At 72.0% G+C, this 24,734-nt stretch carries 23 protein-coding genes and 1 tRNA gene; 12 read left to right on the forward strand and 12 right to left on the reverse strand.

Annotated elements, in window-relative coordinates; genetic code table 11:
- Positions 1-40: 40 nt before the first annotated feature.
- From ACK4HH_RS11910 to ACK4HH_RS11945, 8 genes are all read right to left on the reverse strand, one after another.
- A complete protein-coding gene (locus ACK4HH_RS11910; RefSeq protein ID WP_409652184.1) occupies positions 41-1,498 on the reverse strand; it encodes a dihydrolipoyl dehydrogenase family protein in 1,458 nt (485 codons plus the stop codon).
- Positions 1,499-1,502: 4 nt separating this feature from the next.
- The gene (locus ACK4HH_RS11915; RefSeq protein WP_409652186.1) at positions 1,503-2,312 is read right to left on the reverse strand and encodes a crotonase/enoyl-CoA hydratase family protein; all 810 of its coding nucleotides are present in this window, start codon (positions 2,310-2,312) and stop codon (positions 1,503-1,505) included.
- A 63-nt stretch (positions 2,313-2,375) separates the two neighbouring features.
- Entirely contained in the window at positions 2,376-3,230 is an 855-nt protein-coding gene (locus ACK4HH_RS11920) for an arginase family protein (protein WP_409652188.1), read from the reverse strand.
- A complete protein-coding gene (locus tag ACK4HH_RS11925; protein WP_409652239.1) occupies positions 3,227-4,234 on the reverse strand; it encodes a DUF418 domain-containing protein in 1,008 nt (335 codons plus the stop codon). The genes ACK4HH_RS11920 and ACK4HH_RS11925 overlap by 4 nt, the downstream gene beginning before the upstream one ends.
- Positions 4,235-4,299: 65 nt before the next feature.
- Positions 4,300-5,034 carry a PspA/IM30 family protein gene (locus ACK4HH_RS11930; RefSeq protein ID WP_409652190.1) on the reverse strand — a complete coding sequence of 245 codons (735 nt, stop codon included), beginning with the start codon at positions 5,032-5,034 and terminating at the stop codon, positions 4,300-4,302.
- Between the two features lie 49 nt (positions 5,035-5,083).
- The gene (locus ACK4HH_RS11935; RefSeq protein WP_409652193.1) at positions 5,084-7,102 is read right to left on the reverse strand and encodes a TPM domain-containing protein; all 2,019 of its coding nucleotides are present in this window, start codon (positions 7,100-7,102) and stop codon (positions 5,084-5,086) included.
- A 119-nt stretch (positions 7,103-7,221) separates the two neighbouring features.
- Positions 7,222-7,959 carry a hypothetical protein gene (locus tag ACK4HH_RS11940; protein WP_409652196.1) on the reverse strand — a complete coding sequence of 246 codons (738 nt, stop codon included), beginning with the start codon at positions 7,957-7,959 and terminating at the stop codon, positions 7,222-7,224.
- Positions 7,943-8,473, reverse strand: a complete 531-nt coding sequence (locus ACK4HH_RS11945) for a sigma-70 family RNA polymerase sigma factor (protein WP_409652199.1) — start codon at positions 8,471-8,473, stop codon at positions 7,943-7,945. Before ACK4HH_RS11945 ends, ACK4HH_RS11940 begins: the two co-directional genes overlap by 17 nt.
- Before the next feature lie 187 nt (positions 8,474-8,660).
- Between ACK4HH_RS11945 and ACK4HH_RS11950 the strand changes: the two genes are divergently transcribed.
- Complete coding sequence (locus ACK4HH_RS11950; RefSeq protein WP_409652202.1) at positions 8,661-9,224, forward strand: hypothetical protein; 564 nt, start codon at positions 8,661-8,663, stop codon at positions 9,222-9,224.
- A gap of 15 nt (positions 9,225-9,239) precedes the next feature.
- Here the strand turns inward: ACK4HH_RS11950 and ACK4HH_RS11955 are convergent, their stop codons facing one another.
- The gene (locus tag ACK4HH_RS11955; protein WP_409652204.1) at positions 9,240-11,099 is read right to left on the reverse strand and encodes a phosphoenolpyruvate carboxykinase (GTP); all 1,860 of its coding nucleotides are present in this window, start codon (positions 11,097-11,099) and stop codon (positions 9,240-9,242) included.
- Positions 11,100-11,209: 110 nt separating this feature from the next.
- On the opposite strand from ACK4HH_RS11955, the gene ACK4HH_RS11960 reads away from it, so the two are divergent.
- The gene (locus ACK4HH_RS11960) at positions 11,210-12,652 is read left to right on the forward strand and encodes a helix-turn-helix domain-containing protein (RefSeq protein ID WP_409652207.1); all 1,443 of its coding nucleotides are present in this window, start codon (positions 11,210-11,212) and stop codon (positions 12,650-12,652) included.
- Positions 12,653-12,660: 8 nt separating this feature from the next.
- On the opposite strand, the gene ACK4HH_RS11965 is transcribed toward ACK4HH_RS11960, so the two are convergent.
- Positions 12,661-13,851 carry a RimK family alpha-L-glutamate ligase gene (locus ACK4HH_RS11965; protein ID WP_409652210.1) on the reverse strand — a complete coding sequence of 397 codons (1,191 nt, stop codon included), beginning with the start codon at positions 13,849-13,851 and terminating at the stop codon, positions 12,661-12,663.
- 25 nt (positions 13,852-13,876) lie between these two features.
- On the opposite strand from ACK4HH_RS11965, the gene ACK4HH_RS11970 reads away from it, so the two are divergent.
- Both ACK4HH_RS11970 and ACK4HH_RS11975 read left to right on the forward strand, forming a co-directional pair.
- Complete coding sequence (locus ACK4HH_RS11970; RefSeq protein ID WP_409652212.1) at positions 13,877-14,362, forward strand: ATP-dependent zinc protease; 486 nt, start codon at positions 13,877-13,879, stop codon at positions 14,360-14,362.
- Positions 14,363-14,450: 88 nt separating this feature from the next.
- Positions 14,451-15,008: a hypothetical protein gene (locus ACK4HH_RS11975; protein WP_409652215.1), complete on the forward strand. Its 558-nt coding sequence runs from the start codon at positions 14,451-14,453 to the stop codon at positions 15,006-15,008.
- Positions 15,009-15,176: 168 nt separating this feature from the next.
- Here ACK4HH_RS11975 and ACK4HH_RS11980 read toward each other — a convergent pair.
- Positions 15,177-15,252: transfer RNA gene (locus ACK4HH_RS11980), tRNA-Arg, on the reverse strand.
- Positions 15,253-15,306: 54 nt separating this feature from the next.
- Here ACK4HH_RS11980 and ACK4HH_RS11985 point away from each other — a divergent pair.
- Entirely contained in the window at positions 15,307-16,137 is an 831-nt protein-coding gene (locus tag ACK4HH_RS11985) for a transglutaminase-like domain-containing protein (RefSeq protein ID WP_409652218.1), read from the forward strand.
- 7 nt (positions 16,138-16,144) lie between these two features.
- Here ACK4HH_RS11985 and ACK4HH_RS11990 read toward each other — a convergent pair whose 3' ends face one another.
- Positions 16,145-16,732 carry a hypothetical protein gene (locus tag ACK4HH_RS11990; protein WP_409652220.1) on the reverse strand — a complete coding sequence of 196 codons (588 nt, stop codon included), beginning with the start codon at positions 16,730-16,732 and terminating at the stop codon, positions 16,145-16,147.
- A 64-nt stretch (positions 16,733-16,796) separates the two neighbouring features.
- Between ACK4HH_RS11990 and argS the strand changes: the two genes are divergently transcribed.
- The 7 genes from argS to ACK4HH_RS12025 form a co-directional block, all read left to right on the forward strand.
- Positions 16,797-18,464, forward strand: a complete 1,668-nt coding sequence (gene argS, locus ACK4HH_RS11995; protein ID WP_409652222.1) for an arginine--tRNA ligase — start codon at positions 16,797-16,799, stop codon at positions 18,462-18,464.
- A gap of 2 nt (positions 18,465-18,466) precedes the next feature.
- Positions 18,467-19,366 carry a DUF2993 domain-containing protein gene (locus ACK4HH_RS12000; protein ID WP_409652225.1) on the forward strand — a complete coding sequence of 300 codons (900 nt, stop codon included), beginning with the start codon at positions 18,467-18,469 and terminating at the stop codon, positions 19,364-19,366.
- A gap of 120 nt (positions 19,367-19,486) precedes the next feature.
- Positions 19,487-20,920 (forward strand): diaminopimelate decarboxylase, encoded by a 1,434-nt coding sequence (gene lysA, locus ACK4HH_RS12005; protein WP_409652228.1) that lies wholly within the window; start codon positions 19,487-19,489, stop codon positions 20,918-20,920.
- Positions 20,917-22,248, forward strand: a complete 1,332-nt coding sequence (locus ACK4HH_RS12010) for a homoserine dehydrogenase (protein WP_409652231.1) — start codon at positions 20,917-20,919, stop codon at positions 22,246-22,248. The genes lysA and ACK4HH_RS12010 overlap by 4 nt, the downstream gene beginning before the upstream one ends.
- Entirely contained in the window at positions 22,249-23,331 is a 1,083-nt protein-coding gene (thrC, locus tag ACK4HH_RS12015) for a threonine synthase (RefSeq protein WP_255159802.1), read from the forward strand.
- The gene (thrB, locus tag ACK4HH_RS12020; protein WP_409652234.1) at positions 23,328-24,281 is read left to right on the forward strand and encodes a homoserine kinase; all 954 of its coding nucleotides are present in this window, start codon (positions 23,328-23,330) and stop codon (positions 24,279-24,281) included. The genes thrC and thrB overlap by 4 nt, the downstream gene beginning before the upstream one ends.
- A gap of 176 nt (positions 24,282-24,457) precedes the next feature.
- Positions 24,458-24,734 (forward strand): Rho termination factor N-terminal domain-containing protein (locus tag ACK4HH_RS12025; RefSeq protein ID WP_409652237.1); only part of this gene is annotated, 277 nt, incomplete at its 3' end.

Below are 24,734 nucleotides of genomic sequence, written 5' to 3' on the forward strand. Positions count from 1 at the left end.
TCGACGGCGCGCGCCGCGCGGCCGCGCGACGGCGCCGCGCTCACGGCCGCCCGTAGCCTTCGAGCAGGCGCAGCCAGATCTCGCTGAGGGTCGGGTACGAGGGCACCGCGTGCCATAGGCGGGTGAGCGGCACCTCGCCGACGATCGCGATCGTGGCGGCGTGCAGCAGCTCGCCCACGTCGTCGCCGACGATCGTGAAGCCCACGATGACCCCGCGATCCTCATCGACGACCATGCGCGCGGTGCCGCGGTAGTCGTCGCCGTGCACGGTCGCGCCGGCGAGCCAGCCGAGCTCGTAGTCGACGACGCGCGTGCGCAGGCCCTTCGCCTCGGCCTGCTGCGCCGTGAGGCCGACGCTCGCGACCTCGGGGCTCGTGAAGGTCACCTGCGGCACGGCGTCGTGGTCGGCCGTCGCGACGTGCGCACCCCAGGGCGCGTCGTCGATGGATGCCCCGCTCGCGCGCGCCGCGATCACGTCGCCCGCCGCTCGGGCCTGGTACTTGCCCTGATGCGTGAGCAGTGCCCGGTGGTTGACGTCGCCGACGGCGTAGAGCCAATCGGTGCCGCGCACCCGAAGGGTGTCGTCAACCTCGAGCCACGAGCCGGGCTCGAGCCCGATGGTCTCGAGCCCGAGGTCGCCCGTGACGGGCGCGCGACCCGTCGCGACGACGACCTCGTCGACCTCGATGACGCGCCCGCCCGGCAGAGTGAGAGCCACGGTGCCGTCGGCATGACGCTCGACGCGCTCGGGGCTCGAACCGAGCAGCACCTCGGCGCCGTCGGCGCGCAGCCGCTCGGCGACGGCCTCGCCCGCGAACTGCTCCACGCCCGCGAGCAGCCCGCTGCGCGCGATGAGGGTGACGGCGCTGCCGAGGCTCGTGAAGGCCGTCGCCATCTCGCAGCCCACCACCCCGCCGCCGATGATCGCGAGCCGCGCCGGAACCGTCTCGGTGCTTGTGATCTCGCGCGAGGTCCACGGCCGCGCCTCGGCGAGCCCGGTGATCGGTGGCATCGCGGCCGTCGATCCCGTGCAGACCGCGACGGCGTGCGTCGCCGTCACGGTGCGGCTCGAGCCGTCGGCCGCCGTGATGACGACGCGGCGCTCGCCGTCGAGGCGCGCGTGCCCGCGCGCGAGCGCGATGCCCGTCTTCTGCAGCCAGCGCACCTGGCCGGCGTCGTCCCAGTGGCTCGCCACCGCATCACGGCTCGCTAGCACCGCGTCGGCGTCGATGCCGCCCGTGATCGCCGCTCGCGCACCCGGCACGGCGTGAGCGGCGCGCAGCACGCTGCCCGCCCGCAGCAGCGCCTTCGAGGGCATGCAGGCCCAGTACGAGCACTCGCCGCCGACGAGATCGCTCTCGACGATGAGCACGCTCAGGCCGCCCTGCACCGCCCGGTCAGCGACGTTCTCGCCGACGGCCCCCGCGCCGATGACGACGAGGTCGTAGGTGTCGAGTGCGGGCAGATCGGTCTGGGCGGTCGTCGTGAGCGGGCGCATGCGCCTACCGTCCCACGAACTCCGGATCGGTGCGAGTGAGAAAAGCCTGCATGCCGATGCGGGCATCCTCCGTCTGCGCGAGGCGCACGAGCTCGCGCGGCAGCTGCGCCTCGGCGGCGGCCTCACCCTCGCGCACTGCGAGGCGCGCGTTCGCGAGCGTCGCCTGCACGGCGAGGGGAGCCTGCGCCGCGATCCGACCGGCCAGCTCGCGGGCGCGCGCCAGCTGCTCGCCCGCGGGCACGACCTCTTGCACGAGACCCATGCGGTGCGCCTCGGCGGCATCGAAGCGGTCGCCCGTGAGCATCCACCGCATCGCATCACCCCAGCCGGCCGCGCGGGCGAAGCGCGTCGTCGCGCCGCCGAAGGGCAGGATCGCGCGGGCGACCTCGAGCTGGGCGAAGACCGTGTCGTCGGCCGCCACGACGATGTCGCTCGCGAGCGCGAGCTCGATGCCGAGCGTCAGGCAGGTGCCCTGCACGGCGAGCACGACGGGCTTGCGCACGCGCGTGCCGTCCATGCCCCAGGGGTGGATGCCGCCCTCGGGCACCATGGCGAGCCCCTGCGGACCGATGCGCGGCACGACGTCGGCGAGGTCGAGCCCGCCCGTGAAGTGGTCGCCGTGGGCGAAGACCACGCCGACGCGCAGCTCGGGGTCGCGGTCGAGCTCGCCGTAAGCGAGAGCGAGCTGCTCGAGCATCGCCACGTCGGCGGCGTTGCGCTTCTCGGGCCGGTTGAGGCCGATGAGCAGCAGGTGCCCGTCGCGCTCGACGGTGACGCGGGGCGTGCTGGCGGGGTCGGGTGCGGTCTCGCTCATGCCCGCCAGCGTAGCCAGCGGCGATCGCGGGATGCCCGCCCTTTGTCGCTCAGCGACGAGGTTTCAGCGGCTGAGGGCGGCGAGAATGCGCAGGATCACGGTGAGGGCGTCACTCGCGCCCTCGTCGCCCTCGCCGTCGGTCGCCCCCGCGCTGTCGCCCGGCACCGAGTCGCGCTCGGGTGCGGGGGCGAACTCGGTGAGACCGGCTCCGACGAGGGGCAGCTGTGCGCGCGCCTGCGCGACCGCCGTGGTCAGCTGCTCGAGCGTGAGCCCGAAGGGGGCTGGAAACCCCACACCGCCGAAGATGCCGGGGTCGAGCACATCGAGATCGACATGCACGTAGAGCACGGGCTCGACCCCGTCGGCGCGCGCCGCGGCGATGCGCTCGGCCACGCGGTCGCCCACCTCGTCAGGGGTCACGCGCGGCATGCCTGCCTCATCGATGAACCGTGCTTCGGCATCGTCGAGGTCCCGCACGCCGAGCAGCAGCACGTCGGCCGGCGACACCGCCCCCGCGTCGATGAGCGATCGCAGCACCATGCCGTGAAAGGCCCCGCTCGGCGAGCTCTCGGCCGTGTTGAGGTCGGCGTGCGCATCGGCCCAGAGCAGCACGACGCGCCCCTGCCGGGCGGCGTGCTCGATCCCCGCGTACTCGACCCCGCAGTCGCCGCCGATGATGATCGGGGTGCCGTCGAGCTCGGCGAGCTCGCGCTCGATGCGCTCGCGCACGAGCCGGATCGCGCTGTAGCGCAGGATGCCGGTGCCCTCGCTGTCTCCCGCCTCGAGCGGCACGTCGATGAGCCGGGTCGCAGCGCTCGGCAGGTCGGCGCGGATCGCGTGGGCGCCGTCGACGAGCCGCATCGCTCGCGCCGAGCCCGAGCCCTGCCACTGGGGCACGACGAGGAAGGTGCTGGTCATGCGCTCAGTCTCGCACCCGGATCGCGGTGCCGGAACGGAAGCCCGGCGAGGGTCGAGAGCAGCCACTCGAGGGGCCCGCGGCGCCCGATCGCCTGCAGCGCGAGCCCCAGCGCGATGCCGCCGAGCGACAGCCCGATGAGCAGCGGGATGCCCACCGCGGCGTCGAAGCGCCCGGCCGGGCCGAGCGGCGCGAGCGCGGCGATCACGAGCACGTGTGCCACGTACACGGTGAGCGCGACGCGGCCGAGCGCCGTGAGCGGAGCGGCGACCAGCTGCGCCGCGCGCGACGTCGTGGGGCCGTCGAGCGCAAGCAGGGCCGCCCCGATGATCGCGATCGCGAGGCCGCCCGCGCCCAGCAGCTCGGCCGTCGAGCCGCTGTGCGCCTCGGCGTCGACGCCCGGCAGCACGGCGGCCGCGCCGTAGCCGGCGAGGCATGCAGCCGCGCCGAGGCCGAGCATGAGCAGCTGCACGCGCCGCGAGCCGAGACCGGCCCGCGCGCACAGCAGCCCCGCGAGCAGCAGCGGCAGCCAGAGCAGGGCGGGGTAGTAGCCCGTGAGCAGCCAGTCGACGAGCACGGCCCCGGGGTCGTCGCCGAGCGCGAGCGGCCCCGTCGGCCCGAGCCCGGTGAGCTCGACCACCCGATCGCGCACGAGGGGCGCTGCGATGAGGAGTCCGACGGCGACGGCCGCGAGCAGGCCGCGACCCGCGAAGAGCAGCGGCACGAGCAGCAGGAACATGACGCCGTATGCGTCGAGGATGATGGCGATGCCGCTCGGGAGCATCCACAGCAGCACGCCCATGACGACGAGCAGCGCCGCCCGCAGCGCGAGCCGGCCGCGCGCGGCCGATCGACCCGAGCCCCGACCGGTGGGCGCAGGCCGGGCGCCGCCCGTCACGAGTCCGAGGGCGACGCCCGCGACGACGGCGAACAGCACCGAGGGGCGGCCGTCGACGAGCAGCTCGCCCTGCTCGGCATCACGGGGCCACGTGTGGGCCGCCATCATGCCGAGCACGGCGAGACCGCGCGCGAGATCGACCCCGTGCCAGCGGGGGCGCGAGGCGTCGATTGCTACTGGCCGATCGCCTGCTGCGCGCCGCCCGACTTGAGCGCGGCGAGGCGGGCCTCGACCTCGGTCTGCTTGTCGAGGTCTTCGAGCGACTCGAACTGCGCGTCGAGCGTCGAGGCGGCGAGCTCTTGCTGACCGAGCACCTTGGCCTCTTCGCGGCGGATCTTCTCCTCGAACCGACCGAGCTCGCTCGTCGGGTCCATGATGTCGATGCTCTTGACGGCGTCGATGACCTGCGACTGGGCGTCGGCGATCTTCGCGCGGGCGATGAGCTGGTCGCGCTGCGAGCGCAGCTCGTTGAGCTTGCCCTTCATGGCCTCGAGCCCGCCCTTGAGCTTCTCGACGATCTCGCTCTGGCTGGCGATCGTCGGCTCGACGGCCTTGGCCTCGGACTCGGCCGAGAGCTGCTTGCCGAGAGCGACCTTGGCGAGGTTGTCGAACTTGTCGGCGTCGGCGGCGTTGCCCGCCGCGCGCAGCTCGTCGGCCTTGGCGCTCGCGGCCACCGCCTTGCGGCCCCAGTCTTGCGCCGAGGCGACGTCTTCTGCGTAGTCCTGCTCGAGCAGGCGCAGGTTGCCGATGGTCTGCGCGATCGCGGCCTCCGCCTCCTGAATGCTCGCGGTGTAGTCGCGCACCATCTGGTCGAGCATCTTCTCCGGGTCTTCGGCGGCATCGAGCATGGCGTGGATGTTGGCCTTCGCGAGCTGCGCGATGCGGCCGAAGATGGACTGCTTTGACATGAGTCGTGCCTTTCTGTCGGTGGTCGGTGGAACGTCTGGAGAGGGCGCGCTAGAAGCGGCCGCCGCCGCCGCGGCGACCGGAGGAGCGGGCTGACGAGGAACGGCGCGTCGAGCCGCCGCTCGAGGGGCGTCGCCCGCCACTCGACCCGAAGCGTGGTCGGCTGCCGCCGCCGCCGCCGGAGCCGAATCCGCTGCCGCCGCCGCCGCTCAGCAGCCCGCCGATGAGCCCGCCGATGAGCGCCTCGCTCACGCCACCGCCGCGGCCGCCTCCCGAGCCCGCGAGCAGGCCGCCGACGGCGCCGCTCGGGGCCATCGTCGAGCGCACGTCGTTCTCGGCCGACTGCAGCGCCTGCCCGGCCAGATCGAGCGCGCGCTGGGCGGCGGTCAGCGCCCCGACGGGGTCGGCGGCCTTCGTGTCGGCCGCGACCTGCTCCTGTGCCTGCGCCTCGGCGAGGCGCGCGCGGGCATCGGCGCCGACCGCGCCCCGGTGGGCCGTCACGTACTCGGCGGCGCTCAGGATGCGACTGCGCGCCGAGGCGAGCGTTCGCTCGAGCGCGGCCTCGGCTTTCGCGCGTCGCTCGCTCTCGTCACGGGCCCCGGCCAGCTGCGTGTCGAGCTCGCGATCGACCGTTACGAGCCGCTCGAGGGCCGCGATGGGATCGGCGGCATCGGCCGCGGCGAGGGTCGACTCGGCGGCCGCGAGCGCGCTCGCGAGCGCCGGGCTCGCGGGCAGCGTGGCTGCGGCGGCGATGCCGGCGCGCAGGTCGTCCTGCTGCGCGGCGAGGGCGGTGCGCGCCTCGGCGAGCTCTCCTGCGAGCCGCTCGACGGAGGCCGTGGCGCTCGTCAGCTGGGCGATCGCGAGCTGCGCCGACCGCACGTCGATGGCCGCCTCGCTCGTGCGGCCGGCCTGCTGGTTCGCGCCGGCCTCGGCGAGCTCGGTATCGGCGAGCTCGAGCAGGCGGCGAGCCTGCGCGGGAGCATCCACGATGCTCGCGATCGCCGTCGCCCCGAAGTCGGCGCGCAGTCGCTCGACGGTCGCCTCGGCGGTGTCGAGCGCCGCGGGGGCCTCGTTGCGCGCTGTCGTCACGGCGGCGAGGGCAGCGGGCAGATCCTGCTCGACGTCGCGCAGGGCGTCGAAGGCGTCTTCTTGCGCCTCGAGCAGGGCGTCGGCCTCGTCGCACGCCGTGATGATGCCGACGAGGGCGGCGCGCTTCTGCTCGTCGGTCTCGGGATTCTCGTCGTCGAGCTCGCGGCGCACGCGGAAGGCATCGGCCACGAGCGCCTTGGCCTGCGTGAGCGCGGTGCGAAAACCCTCGGTGGGGGCGGCGCCGAACTGCGCCTCGGCGAACCCGAGCTCTTGCTCGCTCGTGGTGAGGGCGTCGTCGAGCTGCACGAGGCGCCGGGATGCGGTCTGGTCGAGCTCGGTGATCGACTGCCGTTCGACGGGCGCCGTCACGGGACCTTTCTTGCGACGGGCGCGCGCGATGAGGAACCACGCGACGGCTCCGGCCCCGCCGACCCCGAGCGCGATCGGCACGATCGGGATGCCGCCGCCGGCATCGGCAGCGGGGGTCTCACCGGGCGGGGTGCCCGGGCTCAGCGCAGCGCTCAGGCTGTCGGCGTAGGCGATGATGCCCTCGGCCCAGCGGTCGTCGCGCAGCTCGGGGATGAGGGCGTCGGTCTCGGCCGTCGCGAGCTCGGCGTCGCTCGCGGGGAACGCGCTGCCCACGCTCGTGGCGTACTCGCGGTCGTCGACGGCGATCGCGAGCAGCGCATCCCGATCGCCGAGCCCCGAGATCGCGGCCGACTCGTCGGCCCAGGCCAGGCTGTCGAGCGCGCCGTCGAAGCGGTCGACGATGACGACGTAGAGCGCGGCCCCGCTCGCCTCGAACAGGCGGTCGATGGCCTGCTCGACGCTCGCCGTGCGACCGTCGAGCACTCCCGTCTCGTCGAGCACGTAGGCGCCCGCCAGATCGACGGGGGGCGCCGCCGCGGCGGGAGAGGCCGTCGCTGCGAGCAGCCCGGCCGTGAGCGCCGTGAGAGCGAGGATGCGGCGGTGGCGCGCCATGGGCCTGCCCTTCATCGATCGGGTCGCGCTGCGGGCCCTGTCGGGCTCCGAGGCGTGGTGCCGCGATTCTAGCCAGGCGGGGTTGCCGCGCGTCGAGCGCAACTCGACGCGCGCCGGGCTCAGGGCAGCCGCAGGGGGTACTCGCGGCTGATGACGACGGCCTCGGGCTCGTCGAGCGACTGCCGCGTGTCGACGAACACCACGACCGTGTACTCGCCGGCAGCGAGCGCCGTGCCGTCGAGGCACGAGCGCGTCGAGGTGCTCACCGGCAGCTCGAGCGACTCGCCCGGGTCGAGCTCGGCCTGCCGTGCGGCATCACCGACGATACTGCCGCCGCCGACGACCACTCCGTCTTGCGCCACGACCGCCCACGCCGCACTGCGGGTGACGACCGTGCGCGGCGCGGTGCCGGTGTTGATGACCCGAGCGGTGCCGGTGAGCTCGCCCTCCGCCGAGGGGGTTGAGAAAAGCTGCGCCTCGAGGTCGAGCCCGACCGGCTGCGCATCCGCTGCGGGAAGGGCCGCGCCGCACGAGCCGAGCCAGTCGGCGAGCGCGCGGGCGCCGCCGTCTGCCTCCGGCGCTCCGAGATCCTCGGCCCCCGTTGTCTCGAGGTCGGTTGACTCGAGGTCGGCCGACTCGCTCGCGGCGATGAGGCTCGGCGGGGTCGCGGCCGCCACGGCGATGCCGCCGACGCCGAGCACGGCGACGAGCCCGAGCGCGCCGACCGCCCACTGGCGCGGCCGTCGTCGGGCGCGGGCGGCGCGCGCCACCGCATCCACATCGATCACCGAGGCGTCGGGGGCGTTCGCTGCGGCGTCGTCGCGCAGCGCGCGCCCCAGGTCATCGAAGCTGGCCATGATGCTCCCTTCCGGGTTCGGTGAGAGCCGTGGCGAGCTTGGCGAGGCCGTCGCTCAGGTAGCGCTTGACCGCTCCCGAGCTGATGCCGAGATCGGTCGCGATGTCGTCGACCTTCTGGTCGCCGTAGTACCGCAGCACGACGCAGGCCCGCTCGCGCGGGCTGAGGCCATCGAGCTCGGCCTTCAGGTCGAGCCGGCGGTCGGTGGCCGCATCCGGTGCCTCGACACGCTCGGGCACCACCTGCAGGTGCGCCGTCGCCCGCCACCGCGATGCCCGGCGGCCCCTGTCGATGTAGGCCGACGCGATCGCGCGACGCACGTACGCCTCGGCCCGCTCGATCGCGAAGCCGTTGCGCAAGCGCCCGAACGTCGCGACGAGCCCCGATTGCACGAGATCGGCCGCGTCGTCGGGGTCGCCGCACAGCACGTAGGCGTACCGCGTCAGGGCATCTCCGCGCTCGGCGACGAGCGTTGCGAGCACCGACTCCCAGTCGGCACGGGCTGTCTGCCCCACTGCGCCCGTCCTCTCGCGTCACGCCGCGGGGTGCGCGGCATCCAGCACTGCTCTCACCCTCTCAGACGCACGGCGCGACGAGAACGTTGGGGCGCGCCTGTTCCCTTCGGTGCCGAATGCTGACACGCTGGCCCGGGCGCCGCCGCCATCGCAGCGGAGCCGACACCCCTGTCGAATGGAGAACCTCATGGCTGGACGCGTCACGGAACGAACGGCGAACTGGCGGCTCTTCGGCGGCGGCGGCATGCTCGCCGGCGGCCTGCTCTGGCTCATCGCCCTCATCGCGGGCGCGGCGGGCGCGGGCGGACCCGTCACGGGCTGGCTCACGACCATCGGGCTGCTGCTGCTCGGCGCGAGCGGCTTCTTCTTGGCCTTCGGCCAGACGGGCTCGAACGGCGTCGTCGGCGGGTCGGTACTCGGCAAGCTCGGCTTCGTCGCGTTCGGCATCGGGTTCCTACTGCTCGGGCTTATCCGACTGCTCGGTGCGTTCGGCACCGAGCTGCCCAGCGGCACGGCCACGGTCGCGACGGTGCTCATCGTGATCGGCGGCATCATCGGTGCGGTTGTCACCTACCAGAAGGGGGTCGCACGCGGGGCCGCGCGCTGGTTCTTCGCGGTTCCCGTCGTGCTCTCGATCGTCTGGCTGCTGTCGACCGCGGGCCTGCTCGTGATCGCGGGCAACATCCTGCCGATCCTCGTCGCCCTCGCCTACACGCTTGCCGGACTGCTGTTCCTGCTCAACCGACGCTGAGCATCCCCCGCCCGCCTAGTGCTGCGCGGCCGCGAGCCGGTCGCGCAGCAGGGCGAGCTGGCGCGCGAGCTCGGGCGGCAGTCGGTCGCCGAACGTCGCGAAGAACGCTTCGATGTCGTCGGCCTCGGCCTCGAACGCGGCCGGGTCGACGATGAACAGCTCGGTGAGCGCGGCCTCGTCGAGCTCGAGCCCCTCGACGTTGAGCGCGCCGGCACCGGGCAGCGCCCCGATGGGCGACTCGACGGCGCCGAGCTGGCCCTCGAGCCGGCCGACCATCCACTCGAGCACGCGGGCGTTCTCGCCGAAGCCGGGCCAGAGGAACGAGCCGTCGGCTCCCTTGCGGAACCAGTTGACCTGGAACACGCGCGGCACCCGGGCCGACCGGCGCAGTCGGCGACCGAAGTCAAGCCAGTGCGCGAAGTAGTCGGCCATGTTGTAGCCGGCGAAGGGCAGCATCGCGAACGGGTCGCGGCGTAGCTCGCCGACGGTGCCTTCGGCGGCCGCCGTCTGCTCTGAAGCGATCGTGGCGCCCATGAAGACACCGTGATCCCAGTCGCGCGCCTCTACCACCAAGGGCACGTTGCTGGCTCGGCGGCCGCCGAAGATGATGGCGTCGATGACGACGCCTTCCGGGTCGTCCCAGTCCTCGGCGATCGAGGGGCATTGCCGGGCCGACACGGTAAATCGCGAGTTGGGGTGGGCGGCGGGGCGCCCGCTGTCGGGCGTCCACGCGTCGCCGCGCCAGTCGGTGAGGCGGGCCGGCTTCTCGTCGGTCAGCCCCTCCCACCACACATCGCCATCGTCGGTGCGAGCGACGTTGGTGAAGATCGTGTTGCCCCAGAGCGCGTCGACCGCGGTGGGGTTGGTGCGCATGCCGGTGCCCGGCGCGACGCCGAAGAAGCCGGCCTCGGGGTTGATGGCGCGCAGGCGGCCGTCGGCCCCGATCCAGAGCCAGGCGATGTCGTCGCCGATGGTCTCGACCTTCCAGCCGGGCAGGCTCGGGGTCATCATGGCCATGTTGGTCTTGCCGCACGCGCTCGGAAAGGCAGCGGCCAGGTGGTACGACTTGCCCAAGGGCGGCGTCACCTTGATGAGCAGCATGTGCTCGGCGAGCCAGCCCTCGTCGCGGGCCATGACCGAGGCGATGCGCAGGGCGTAGGCCTTCTTGGCGAGGATGGCGTTGCCGCCGTAGGCCGAGCCGTACGACCAGATCTCGCGCGTTTCAGGAAACTGCACGATGTACTTCGTGTCGTTGCACGGCCACGCGACATCCTGCTGGCCCGGGGCGAGCGGCGCGCCCACGCTGTGTACGGCGGGCACCCAGGATGCCCCGCGTGCAATCGCGTCGAGGGCGGCGTCGCCCATGCGCGTCATCGTGCCGATGCTCACCACGACGTACGGCGAATCGGTGACCTGCACGCCGAAGCGCGCCATGGGCGAGCCGATGGGGCCCATCGCGAACGGCACGACGTACATCGTGCGGCCCCGCATGGCGCCGCGCATGACGCCCTCGAGCTCGGCGCGCATCGCGGCCGGCTCGCGCCAGTTGTTCGTGGGCCCGGCGTCGGCCTCGTTCTCGGTGCAGATGAAGGTGCGGCTCTCGAGGCGAGCGACGTCGCTCTCGGCCGAGCGGGCGAGGAACGAGTAGGGGCGAAGGTCGGGGTTGAGCTGCTCGATGGTGCCGGTCGAGACGAGCAGCTGCAGCAGCTCGTGGCGCTCGCGAGTCGAGCCGTCGACCCAGCGCACCTCGGCGGGCTCGAGCAGGGCGGCGATCTCGCTGACCCACACGGCGACCTCAGCGGGGCGCCGCGGGGCCTCGGTGGCGGTGGCGGCGGCGGGGGCGGTCGGGATGCTGGTGCGGTCGAGCAGGGTCATGGCGGTCTCCCTCGGAGAATTCGGCGATATCCCTATCGTGACGGGCCATGGATGGCTGTTCCGAACACTTTGACTGGAAAGAACGGGCGTTCTTTCGATATCGTCAAGGCATGAGCGACCTCGTGACACTCGGCCAGCGCATCCGGCACTACCGCACCGCTGCGGGACTCACCCTCGATCAGCTCGGCGACCGCGTCGGTGTGGCCGGCAGTCAGCTCTCGCTCATGGAGAACGGCCGCCGCGAACCGCGCGTCACCCTGCTCACCGCGATCGCCACCGAGCTCGGCGCCTCGCTCGGCGACCTGCTCGACACGACCCCACCCACGCCGCGCGCCGCGCTCGAGATCGAGCTCGAGCGCGCGCAGCGCAGCCCGCACTACGCGGGCCTCGGGCTGCCCGTCGTGCGCGCCGGCCGATCGATGCCCGACGACGTGCTCGAGTCGATCGTCGGCCTGCACCGTGCCCTCGTCGAGCGCGAGCGCCAGGCGATCGCGACGCCCGAAGAGGCGCGCCGGGCCAACACCGCCCAGCGCCTGCACATGCGCACGGTCGACAACTACCTGCCCGAGATCGAAGAACTCGCGCAGCAGGTCGTCGCCGAATCGGGGCACGTGAGCGGGGCCCTCACCCACCGCGAGGTCGGGCTCATGGCGCAGAAGCTCGGCTTCGAGCTCGTTTACGTCAACGACCTGCCGCACTCGGCGCGCTCGGTCACCGACCTCGACAACGGGCGCATCTACCTGCCGCCCGCGTCGATTCCCGGCGGGCACGGCCTGCGCTCGATGGCGTTGCAGGCCATCGCCCACCGGCTGCTCGCGCACGAGGTGCCCACGAGCTACGCTGAGTTCTTGCGGCAGCGGCTCGAGATCAACTACTTCGCGGCCGCGTGCCTCATGCCGCGCGAGCAGTCGGTCGCCTTCCTCGCGCAGGCGAAGTCCGACCGCAACATCGCGGTAGAAGACTTTCGCGACGCGTTCGGGGTCACGCACGAGGCGGCCGCGCTGCGCTTCACCAACCTCGCGACGAGCCACCTCGACCTCACGGTGCACTTCATGCGCGTGGGGGGCGACGGCGCCGTCTACAAGGCCTACGAGAACGACGGCCTGCGGCTGCCGGTCGATGTGACGGGCTCGACCGAGGGCCAGCTCGTGTGTCGGCGCTGGAGCGCCCGCGCCGCCTTCGCCCGCACCAACCGCACCACCGAGTACTACCAGTACACCGACACCCCCGAGGGCACCTTCTGGGAGTCGACGCAGATCGGGTCAGGAACCTCTGACGAGTTCTCGATCACGGTCGGTGTGCCGTTCGCCGACTCGAAGTGGTTCCGCGGGCGCGACACCGTCAACCGGCACCGCTCGACGTGCCCCGACCCGGGGTGCTGCAAGCGCCCCGATGGCGAGCTCGCGACGCGGTGGCAGGGCAAGGTGTGGACGAGCGCCAAGCTGCACGCGCACATCCTGTCGCCGCTGCCGAGCGGAACGTTCCCCGGCGTCGACGACCAAGAGCTCTACCGCTTTCTCGAGACGCACGCGACTGACGCCGCGGTCGACTGAGCAGCGGCTCAGTCCTGCGGCGTCGCGCTCTTCGGAAGCTTGCGAACGGCGGCCCGACGGCGACGGCGGCTCGGCGTCATCGACCGCATCTCTTCCATGCGCCCGAAGCACAGCAGGCGGTCTTCGGCCTGCAGCACTTGCGATCGCCGCGGGTTGGGGATCACGGTCGTGCCGCGATTGAGGGTGAGCACCGTGATGTCGCGGTCGAGGATGCCCGACTCACCGAGCGTCTGCCCGACGATTTCGGCCCCGGCATGCACGACGAGCTCGGCCACGCCGTAGCCCGTCGACACCGAGAGCCGCTGCCGCACGTCGATGTCGGGGAACGCGACCTCGTGCGAGATGTAGTCGATGATCGCGCCGGCGACGTCGAGCTTGGTCGCGCGCTCGATGCCCTCGAGGCCGGGGGAGGAGTTGACCTCCATGACGAGCGGCCCCTCGTTGCCCTCGAGCATGTCGACGCCCGCGACCCGCAGGCCCATGATCTGCGCCGAGCGCACCGCGGCGCGCTCGTACTCCGGCGAGAGGGTGACTGCTTCGACGGTGCCGCCGCGGTGCACGTTCGAGCGGAACTCGTCGCCCTCGGCGGTGCGCCGCATGGCAGCGACGACGCGGTCGCCGACGACGAGGGCGCGGATGTCGCGGCCGCGGCTCTCGGCGATGAACTGCTGGATGAGCACGTTCTGCTTCGTCGAGTGCAGCGTCTCGATGATCGCCTCGGCCACTTTGGCCTGGGGGGCGAGGATCACGCCGATGCCTTGCGTGCCCTCGAGCAGCTTGATCACGACGGGGGCGCCGCCCACGCGTTCGATCGCGGGGCGCACGTCGGCGCGGTTGCGCACGAAAGCCGTGGCGGGCATCCCGATGCCGTGGCGGCTCAAGATCTGGGTGGCCCGCAGCTTGTCGCGGGCGTTGCTGATGCCGTTCGCGGTGTTGGGGGTGAAGACGTCCATCTGCTCGAACTGGCGCACGACGGCCGTGCCGAAGTACGTGATCGAGTTGCCGATGCGGGGCAGGATCGCGTCGTAGGTCGAGAGCGGCTTGCCGCGGTAGTTGAGGTCGGGCTCGGGCCCCGTGAGGTCGACGGCGAACCGCAGCGTGTTGAGCACCTTCACGCGGTGACCGCGCTGCTCGGCGGCCGCGCGCAGGCGCCCCGTCGAGTACGAGTGCGGGGCACGCGAGAGAATGGCGAGTTTCATGGGGTGCCCCTGACAAGATGAGGGTGTGACTGAGCCCGCCCATTCAACCACCATCGCCGGGTGGCGCGAGTGGGTCGGCCTGCCCTCGGCGGGCGTGCCCTGGATCAAGGCGAAGCTCGACACCGGCGCGCGCTCATCGAGCGTGCACGCCTTCGGTATCGAGCCCCTGGCCCCGGATGCTGAGGGCATCGAGCGCGTGCGCTTCCGGCTGCGACCGTGGCAGCGATCCGACGCCGACACGGTCGTGGTCGAGTGCCCCGTGCATGATCGCCGCACGGTGCGCAGCTCGTCGGGTCACACGGAGGAGCGCATCGTCGTGCTCATGGACATCACGCTCATGGGCCGCACGATCACGGCCGAGATGACCCTCAGCAACCGCGACAGCATGGGGTTCCGCATGCTCATCGGCCGCGAGGCGCTGCGGCAGGGCTTCGTCGTCGACCCGCGTCGCTCGTTCCTCGGCGGCCGCGCCCCCAAGCCCGTGCGCCGCCAGAACCGCGGCGTCGAATAGGGTCGCGGTGGTTCAAGGACTCCACGGCGTCGATGATGCCCCAGAAACGAAGCGCCAGTTATGGTCACTCTCACAGTGGGCGTGGGTCGTGGCGTTCCTCGGCCTCGCAATTCTCGCAATCGCTCGCGTGGCGAGGAGCCCTCTAGACAGTGCGGTTGTCGTCTCTGCGCTGCTGTGGGGAGCGCTTCTCGCGGTTGTCCTCGTCGGAGGGATTGTTTGTCTTGTCATGCTTCCTGTCCATCTACGAAACCGAGCGCTGCGTCGTGAGCAACCCGGTCGTCTCCTGTTCACTGTCTCCGGGATCGACGGGAGCCATGAAGTTCTGACGAATCGGGAAGCAGCCCCGACTGGTCGAATCGCGAGGTTACTCCCCGTCACGATCACGGTCGGCGGTGATCGCCTCGACTTTTGGACCGGCGGAGTGGCGGCGACACTGTGGGGATCAGTGCGAACCGCCGTTGTCGCGTCGGTTGAGATCATCGACTCGCGGGCGGGAATGCAACGTGCGAAGGGTGTGAGATTCGCGCTCGTTGACCTTCCACCGATTGAGCTCGTGCCGGTAGGCCCCCTTGGCGCACCACTCTCTGCGAAGAAGCGGCGTGCACTGTTCGATGAGCTCATCGAGTGGATCGGCACAAAGGACTGACGAGCTCCCAGCCTTGCTTGGCCACTGTCATGGAGCGAGTGCGGTGCCCGATGCCACGATCCAACGCCGCGCATCCCCACGCACCGTCGCCGTTTTCGTGCCGTTTCTCGCGCTTGGCCGTGAACGCTCGCGCCCGAGCGCGAAAAACCGCACCACACGCGAGATTGCTGGCGCCCCCGACAGGATTCGAACCTGCGACCCTCAGTACCGGAAACTGATGCTCTATCCCCTGAGCTACGGAGGCTCGCCTAGCCTAGCGGTTCTCGCGCCCACCTCCGCTCCGTGCCAGGCTGACCGCATGGGGAGCGAGCACGGCATGCGCCGCACGGTCGGGTGCGAGATCGATGCGACCCTCGGCGAGGCCACGGCCATCGTGCTGGCCGTCGCGGTGTCGAGCGCTCCCGGGTTGATGATCGACGAGCGGCTCGAGGTGACGGCCGCGGGCGCACCGCTCGCGATGACCGAGGTCGTGGGCTTCAGCGGCACCCGCTGGCACACCGCCGACGCCCCCGCCGGTCCACTCACGGTGCGGTACTCGGCGACAGTGACCGGCCGGGGCGCACCGCGCGTCGTCGACTCGACCGAGCGCATCCTCGCCGTCCGCCCGAGTCGGTACGTGCAGTCCGACGAGCTCGCGGGCCCGCTCGTCGATCCGAGGGTCATCGACGACCTGTGCGCCCTGCCCGAGCGCGAGCGCCTGATGGCGGCGCGCGAGTGGGTGGCGGAGCGCCTCGTCTACACGCCCGGCTCGACCTCGCCCACCGACGGACTGCCCGAGATCCTCGCGACCGGGCAGGGCGTGTGCCGTGACTTCGCCCACCTGCTCGCCGGGGTGCTGCGCGCGACCGATGTGCCCGCCCGCGTCGTCTCGGTCTACGCCCCGCAGCTGCATCCGATGGACTTCCACGCCGTCGTCGAGGCGCTCGTCGACGACCAGTGGGTGGTGGCCGACGCCACGGGCCTCGCTCCGCGCTCAGGCATGCTGCGCATCGCGACGGGGCGCGACGCCGCCGATACCGCGTTCCTCGCCAACGACGGCACCTCGCTGACGCTGCAGCGCCTGCTCGTGCATGCGCACGCAGACGAGCCCCTCGACGACGACGTGCGCGCCCTGCTGCCGCTCGGCTAGCGAGCCGCTACGGCAGCGCGGGCCGCAGGGCGGCGAGGAACGAGCCCACCTCGTCGGCCCCCAGTAGGGCTGCGGAGTCGAGCACGATCCAGTAGTCGCGCTCGAAGTCTTCGGCGTGACCGACGCCGCCCTCTTCGCGAAAGTAGCCGTCGAAGTACTGCGTCTCGGGCTCGCCCCGCTCGGCGGCTTCGCCGCGCACGCGGTCGAGCGAGGCCGCGTCGAGCCGCAGCACGCCCACCGAGATGCGGTCTCCGCTCGTCTGGTTGAGCCAGCCGCACGTGACCCCGCCGGATTCGGCGATCGTCGCTACGAGCCCCGTCGCGCTCGGCTCGGGGTCGACCCCGACATTGGGGTTGAACTCGTAGAGCGCGTCGGCCGTGACGAGCTCGTCGCACGCGATCGAGAATGGCAGCACGACGAGCCCGGTGGGCCCGACACTCGAGCTCGCGGTCGGCGAGGGGGCGGCATCGGGCGACGCTGAGGGGCTGGGCGAAGCGCTCGCTCCGGGGTCGACGGGTGCGCCGACGCAGCCGGCGAGCGCGGTCGCGAGCACGATCGCGGCGGCGATCGCGGTGGTCGAACGGGCGAGGTTCATGGGGCCATTGTGGCCCCCTCGGGCGCGGCAGGCGGGCAGCGACAGCCCGATAGGATCGACCCTCATGAATCCCGCCCAGCTCGCCGCCGCCCTGCTCGCCGTCGTCGTCGACGCGGTCGGGCGCCGCGACGCCGAGGCCGCGGGCCAATTGACGGTCGACGACATCGCGCTCGAGCGCCCTCGCAACCGCGATCACGGCGACTGGGCCACCTCCGTCGCACTCAAGCAGGCGAAGCGGGTCGGGATGCCGCCGCGCACGCTCGCCGACGAGCTCGTGCCCGGCATCCTCGCGATCGAGGGTGTCGCCGCGGTCGAGGTCGCCGGCCCCGGGTTCCTCAACATCCGCCTCGAGGCGGGTGCCGCGGGCGAGCTCGCGCGCGTCATCGTCGAGGCGGGCGAGACCTACGGACACAACGAATCGCTGCTCGGCCAGACGATCAACCTCGAGTTCGTGTCGGCGAACCCGACAGGCCCGTTGCACATCGGGCACACCCGGTGGGCGGCACTCGGCGACTCGCTCGCGCGCGTGCTGTCGGCGAGCGGCGCGACCCTCGTCAGCGAGTTCTACGTCAACGACGCGGGCGCCCAGATGGACGTCTTCGGTGAGTCGGTGCTCGCCGCCGCCCTGGGCGAGCCCGCCCCCGAGAACGGGTACCCGGGCGAGTACATCACGGCGCTGGGGATGCGTGCTCTCGCCGAGCGCCCCGACCTGGCCACCCTGCCCCGCAGCGAGGCGGTCGCGATCGCGCGCGAGCTCGGCTACGGCTGGCAGCTCGACGAGATCCGCGAGTCGCTCGAACGCTTCAACGTGCACTTCGACGTGTGGTTCAGCGAGCGCGTGCTGCACGCGGTCGATGCGGCGAGCAACGCGAGCCGCATCGACGAGGCGGTCGAGCGCCTGCGCGCACAGGGCCACGTCTACGACCTCGACGACGCCATCTGGGTGCGCACGACCGACTTCGGCGACGACAAAGACCGCGTCATCAAGCGCGGTAACGGCGTCTACACCTACTTCGCGGCCGACGCGGCGTACTACCTCTCGAAGAGCGACCGCGGCTTCGCGCACAAGATCTACCTGCTCGGTGCCGACCACCACGGCTATGTGCACCGCCTCAAGGCGCTCGCCGGAGCCGCGGGCGACGACCCGGAGCGCGACATCGAGGTTCTGATCGGTCAGCTCGTGAGCATCAACGGCGCGCGGCTCAGCAAGCGCGCGGGCAACATCATCGAGCTCAACGACCTGCGCGAGTGGCTCGGCACCGATGCCCTGCGTTATTCGCTCGCGCGCTACCCCGCCGATTCGCCGCTGACGCTCGACCCCGAGCTGCTGCAGAAGCGCACGAACGACAACCCCGTGTTCTACGTGCAGTACGCGCACGCCCGCACGCACCAGGTGGCCCGCAACGCCGCCGCCTCGGGCGTCGACCGCTCGGTGTTCGCGAGCGAGCTGCTCACCGACGAGACCGAGAGCGTGCTGCTCGGGGCGCTCGCCGAGTTCCCGCGCATCGTGGCGCAGGCCGCGACGCTGCGCGAGCCGCACCGCGTCGCCCGCTATCTCGAAGAGCTCGCGGCCGCCTACCACCGCTGGTACGACACCTGCCGGGTCACGCCGCAGGGCGACGAGCCCGTCTCGAGCATCCACGGCACGCGCCTGTGGCTCAACGACGCCACCGGTCAGGTGCTGCGCAACGGCTTGACCCTGATCGGCGTCTCGGCGCCGGAACGGATGTGACCGTGGCCGACCCGACGACGCCGAGCGAGCCCGAGACGAGCGGGCCGCAGACCACCGAGCCCGAGGCATTCGAGCCCGCGACCACCGAGCCCGAGGGAGCCGAGGTTTCCGCCGACACGATCGTCGTGGTCGAGCCCGCACCGCGCCCGCGTCGCCGCGGGCTCATCGCCGCGCTCATCGTCATCGGCGTGGTCGTCGTGCTCGGCATCGCCGCCGTCATCGCCGAGTCGCTGGCGCGCCAGCAGGTGTCGGCGCTCATCGGCGATCAGGTGCGCGAGTCGCTGCAGCTCGAGCCCGAGCATCCCGTCGAGGTCACGATCGAGGGGGCCTCGGTGCTGCTGCAGGTCATCGGCGGACGCCTCGACGCCGTGACCGTCGAGGCGCCCGACGTCGCGGTGGGCGAGCTCGCGGGCGATCTGACGCTCATCGCGCAGGGCGTGGCGATCGATGCGACGCAGCCCAGCGACTCGGTGCAGGCCGTCTACCGGGTGGCTGAGGCCGACGTCGCGGCGATCGCCGGGTTCCTCGCCGGAACGGTCATCAACGATGTGCAGCTCGATGAGCGCGAGATCCGGTTCCAGACCGCCTTCTCGTTCTTCGGCATCGAGTTCTCGGTCGGGCTCGGCCTCACCCCCTCGGTGCAAGACGGGCAGCTCGCGTTCACGCCGTCGAGCGTGCAGCTCGGCGACGAGCGCCTCGACGCCGCGCAGTTGCAAGAGCAGTTCGGCGGGCTCGTCGAGCCCCTGCTGACCTCGCAGAGCTTCTGCGTCGCCCAGTACCTGCCGCAAGCGCTCGAGCTCACGTCGGTGCAGGTCGGCGACGAGCAGCTCGTCGTGGTCTTCGCGGCCGAGGACGCCGCGCTCGGCGGCCCCGAGTTCTCGACGCGCGGCGCGTGCGGCTAGCGAGCAGTCGCCGCCGGTGAATCCGCGCACCGCACGCCGCTAAACTCGAGATCGGCTTCAGGAACCAAGCCGGGTTCGCTCGCCTCACACCCCCAGTTCGTCGTCCCCGTGAGGTCATCCGTGTCCGCCAACCCGCTCTCGCCGTCGTGGCTCGTGCCGCCCGTCGACGGCGACGCTCTGCCCGCCCACGTGTGGCCGTCGAGCGCCGCACGCACGGCCGAGGGTGCGATCGCGATCGGCGGGGTGCCGCTGCCGCGTCTGGCCGCCGAGTTCGGCACGCCGCTCTACGTCGTCGATGAGCAGGATGCCCGCGATCGGGCCGCGCGAACCCTCGCGGCCTTCACGACCGCCGCCGCCGCGCATGGCACCACCGCGGCCGTCTACTACGCGGGCAAGGCCTTCCTGTGCACCGAGGTTGCGCGCTGGATGATCGCGGCCGGGCTCAACATCGACGTCGCCAGTGGGGGAGAGCTCGCCGTGGCCCTCGCCGCCGGCGTCGACCCGGGCCGGCTGGGCCTGCACGGCAACAACAAGTCGCTCGCCGAGATCGACCGCGCCGTCGCGGTCGGCGTGGGCGCGATCGTCATCGACTCCCTCATCGAGATCGAGCGCGTCGCCGCGGCGGCTGAGCGCCACGGGCGCGTGCAGCCGGTGCGCCTGCGCATCAACTCGGGCGTGCACGCCCACACCCACGAGTACCTCGCCACGGCGCGCGAAGACCAGAAGTTCGGCATCCCCATCTCCGATGCCCCGGATGCGGTGGCCGCCATCCGCGCCCACTCCGGCCTGCGCTTCCTGGGCCTGCACTCGCACATCGGCTCGCAGATCTTCGCGGTCGAGGGTTTTCTCGAGGCCGCGCGACGGCTGCTCACCCTGCATGCCGCGCTGGGCGCCGGAGGCGAGGTGCCCGAGCTCAACCTGGGCGGCGGGTTCGGCATCGCCTACGTCGAGAGCGACGATGCACCGGCGATCGAGCAGGTCGCCGACGCGCTGCTCGCGGCCGTGGCCTCGGTGTGCCGCGAGCTGGGCATCCCGACGCCGAAGGTCGCCGTCGAGCCGGGTCGCACCATCATCGGGCCGGCGGGCGTCACGCTCTACGAGGTCGGCACCACGAAAGACGTGGTCGTGACCGTCGACGAGGGCACGACGGCCGTGCGGCGATACGTCAGCGTCGACGGCGGCATGAGCGACAACGCCCGCCCCGCCCTCTACAGCGCCGACTACTCGGTGGCTCTCGCGGGCCGGGGCTCGACGGCCGAGCCCGTGCTCGTGCGCGTCGCGGGCAAACACTGCGAGAGCGGCGACATCGTCGTGCGCGACGCCTACCTGCCCGTCGACACCGCACCCGACGACCTCGTCGCCGTGCCGGCGACGGGCGCCTACTGCTTCTCGCTCGCGAGCAACTACAACTACCTGGCGCGGCCCGCGGTCGTCGCGGTACGCGACGGTGCCGTGCGCCTGATCGTGCGCGGCGAGACCGAGCACGACCTGCTGCGCCGCGATGTGCTCGCCCAGCTCCCCCCTGCGAATCAGCCCCGAGGAGACACTCCGTGATCGAATACCGCAACCTCCGCGTCGCCCTGCTCGGCGCGGGCAGCGTCGGCGCCCAGGTCGCCGACCAGCTGCTGACGCACCGCGACGAGCTCGCCGCCCGCATCGGCGCCGGCATCGAGCTCGCGGGCGTCGCCGTGCGCGACCTCGACGCGCCGCGCGACACCGCCATCCCGCGCGAGCTGCTCACGACCGACGCCGAATCGCTCATCCTCAGCTCTGACATCGTCGTCGAGCTCATGGGCGGCCTCGAGCCCGCCCGCACCCTCATCCTGCAGGCGCTCACCTCGGGCGCCGACGTCATCACGGCCAACAAGGCGCTGCTCGCCACCCACGGCCCCGAGCTCTTCGAGGCGGCCGGGCAGGTCGGCGCGCAGCTGTACTACGAGGCGGCGGTGGGCGGGGCGATCCCGATCATCCGGCCGCTGCGCGATTCGCTCGCGGGCGACCGGGTCGAACGCATCCTGGGCATCGTCAACGGCACGACGAACTTCATCCTCGACCGCATGGACACGCAGGGCGAGTCGATGCAGCAGGCGCTCGCCACGGCGACCGAGCTCGGCTACGCCGAGGCCGACCCGACGGCGGATGTCGGAGGCTACGACGCTGCGCAGAAGGCCGCCATCCTCGCGAGCCTCGCTTTCCACACGCTCGTGCCCGTCGGGGCCGTTCACCGAGAGGGCATCACCGAGGTCACGCTCGAGCAGGTCGTCGCCGCGCGCAAGGCCGGCTACGTCGTCAAGCTGCTGGCCATCTGCGAGCGGCTCACCGACCCCGCATCGGGCACCGACGGCGTGAGCGTGCGGGTGCACCCCGCGCTCATCCCCGACACGCACCCGCTCGCCGCCGTGCACGGCGCGAACAACGCCGTGTTCGTCGAGGCCGAGGCCGCCGGCTCGCTCATGTTCTACGGCGCGGGCGCCGGGGGCATCCAGACGGCCTCGGCCGTGCTCGGAGACGTCGTGTCGGCCGCTCGTCGGCACGTCGTCGGCGGCCCGGGCGTCGCCGAGAGCACGCACGCCGACCTGCCCGTGCTGCCGATCAGCGCCATCACCACCCGGTACCAGATCACCCTGCTCGTCGCCGACGAGCCGGGCGTGCTCGCCGTCATCGCGGCCCTGTTCCAGAGCCACGGCGTCTCGGTCGAGACGGTGCAGCAGTCGGTGACCCCGGCCGACCCCGCGCGTCCCTCGGGCGCAGCGAGCGCGGCTACCCTGGTCATCGGAACCCACGAGGCCTCCGAGGCCGATCTCGCCGCAACGGTCGCGGCACTGACCACCAGCAGCGTCGTCCACAGCGTGACGAGCGTGCTGCGAGTAGAAGGACTGTAGATGGCGAAGCAGTGGCGCGGACTCCTGCACGAGTACGCCGATCGACTCGATATCAGCGAGGCCACCCCGATCATCACGCTCGGTGAGGGCGGCACGCCGCTCATTCCCGCTCGGTACCTCAGTGAGCGCACCGGTGCGTCGGTCTACGTCAAGTACGAGGGCATGAACCCGACCGGCTCGTTCAAAGACCGCGGCATGACGATGGCCATCTCGAAGGCCGTCGAGCACGGCGCGAAGGCCGTTATCTGCGCCTCGACCGGCAACACCTCGGCGTCGGCCGCGGCGTACGCCACGCACGCGGGCATCACGGCCGCGGTACTCGTGCCCGAGGGCAAGATCTCGATGGGCAAGCTCAGCCAGGCGGTGGCCCACAAGGCCGAGATCATCCAGATCGAGGGCAACTTCGATGACTGCCTCGACATCGCCCGCGACCTCTCGGCCAACTACCCCGTGCACCTCGTCAACTCGGTCAACCCCGATCGCATCGAGGGCCAGAAGACGGGCGCCTTCGAGGTCGTCGAGGTGCTGGGGGATGCGCCTGACTTCCACATTCTTCCGGTGGGCAATGCGGGCAACTACACCGCGTACCACCGCGGGTACCGCGAAGAGCTCGACCGCGGCGCGACCACGAAACTGCCGCGCATGTTCGGTTTCCAGGCCTCGGGCAGCGCACCCATCGTGCTCGGCGAGCCCGTGCGCAAGCCCGAGACGATCGCGAGCGCGATCCGCATCGGCAACCCCGCGTCGTGGGAGCTCGCGCTCGCCGCGCGCGATGACAGCAACGGCTACTTCGGGGCCATCTCCGACGAGCACATCCTGCTCGCGCACCGGCTCCTCTCGCAGGAGGTCGGCATCTTCGTCGAGCCGGCATCGGCCATCTCGGTCGCGGGCCTGCTCGAGCGCGCCGAGGCGGGCGCCATTCCCGCCGGCTCGACCGTCGTGCTGACGGTCACCGGCCACGGGCTCAAAGACCCGCAGTGGGCGCTCAAGGGCCCCGACGGCGTCGACGTGTCGCCGACCGTCGTGCGCGTCGACACTGCCGAGGTCGCCTCGGTGCTGGGCCTGCAGCGGGTGTCGGCGTGACCGCCGTCGACCCGCGGCTGCTCGGTCGCCGCGTCACGGTCAAGGTGCCGGCGACGACAGCCAACCTCGGTCCGGGCTTCGACACGCTCGGTCTCGCACTGTCGGTCTACGACGAGCTCGAGGTGAGCGTGCGCGAGGCGCCCGGGGCCACGGTCGAGGTGCACGGGGTCGGCGAGGGCGAGGTGCCGACCGACGAGTCGAACCTCGTCGTGCGCTCGATCGCCCACACTTTCGCCGCCCATGGGCTCGTGATGCCGGGCCTCGACCTCGTCGCCCACAACGTCATCCCGCACGGCCGCGGCATGGGCTCGTCGGGTGCGGCGATCGTCTCGGGCGTCATGGCCGCCAAGGGCCTGCTCGAGGGCATCGTCGAGATGTCGGCCGACGACCTGCTCGCGCGGGCGACCGAGCTCGAGGGCCACCCCGACAACGTGGCCCCCGCCCTCTTCGGCGGGCTCACGATCGCGTGGGTGACGCCCGAGGGTCCGCAGCACAAGCGCCTCACGGTGCACCGCGGCGTCTCGCTGCTCGTGGCCGTGCCCGAGACGAGCACGATGTCGACCGCGCTCGCCCGCTCGCTGCAGCCGGAATCTGTGCCGCACCAAGACGCGATCTTCAACGTCTCGCGCTCGGCGCTGCTCATCGCCGCCCTGATCCAGAGCCCCGAGCTGCTGCTCGCCGCGACCGAAGACAAGCTGCACCAGACCTATCGTGCGAGCGCCATGCCCGAGACCAATGCGCTCATCACGGTGCTGCGGCAGCACGGGCTCGCCGCCGTCGTCTCGGGCGCTGGCCCCTCGGTGCTCGTGCTCTGCAGCGACCCCGCGCAGCGGCTGCAGGCGGCCGAGCTCATCGAGCAGCACGCCACCACGCCGTGGCTGTCGCACATGCTGGCCGTCGATTTCAAGGGTGCTACAGTGAACACGCATCCGGTCGAGGCCGCGGTCTAACCGCCCTCCAGCCGAGCATTACCAGCAGCCCCGCTGCTTCCACTCGCGCCACCCCAGCGTTCGCGCGGTCGACACCGCTTCTCGGTCTCCTCCCCGCACCGCACCGGTATCGCGATCATGAGGCACCAGGCATCCTCCGTGGCGTATCTCGCTCGGAGCCGAAAGGAACAATTCCCGTGACTGACCCCATCGTCCGCGCCTCGAGCGCGGATGCCCCCGCCGACCTCGGCACCCTCAAGCTTGCCGAGCTGCAGCAGCTCGCGACCGAGCTCGGTGTCGCCGGCGTCTCGAAACTTCGCAAGGGAGAACTGGTGGACGCGATCACCCAGAACCGTGCCGAGTCCGCAGGCGAGGCCCCCGAGGCCGAGCCGGCCGCCGACCTCGCCGCCGCGCCGACGGTCGAGGCCGTCGAGCCGGCCGCCGCGCCCGTCGCCGACGAGGCGCCCCGCCGCC

The organism is Microcella sp. (assembly GCF_046296455.1).
Classification (GTDB): Bacteria; Actinomycetota; Actinomycetes; order Actinomycetales; family Microbacteriaceae; genus Microcella.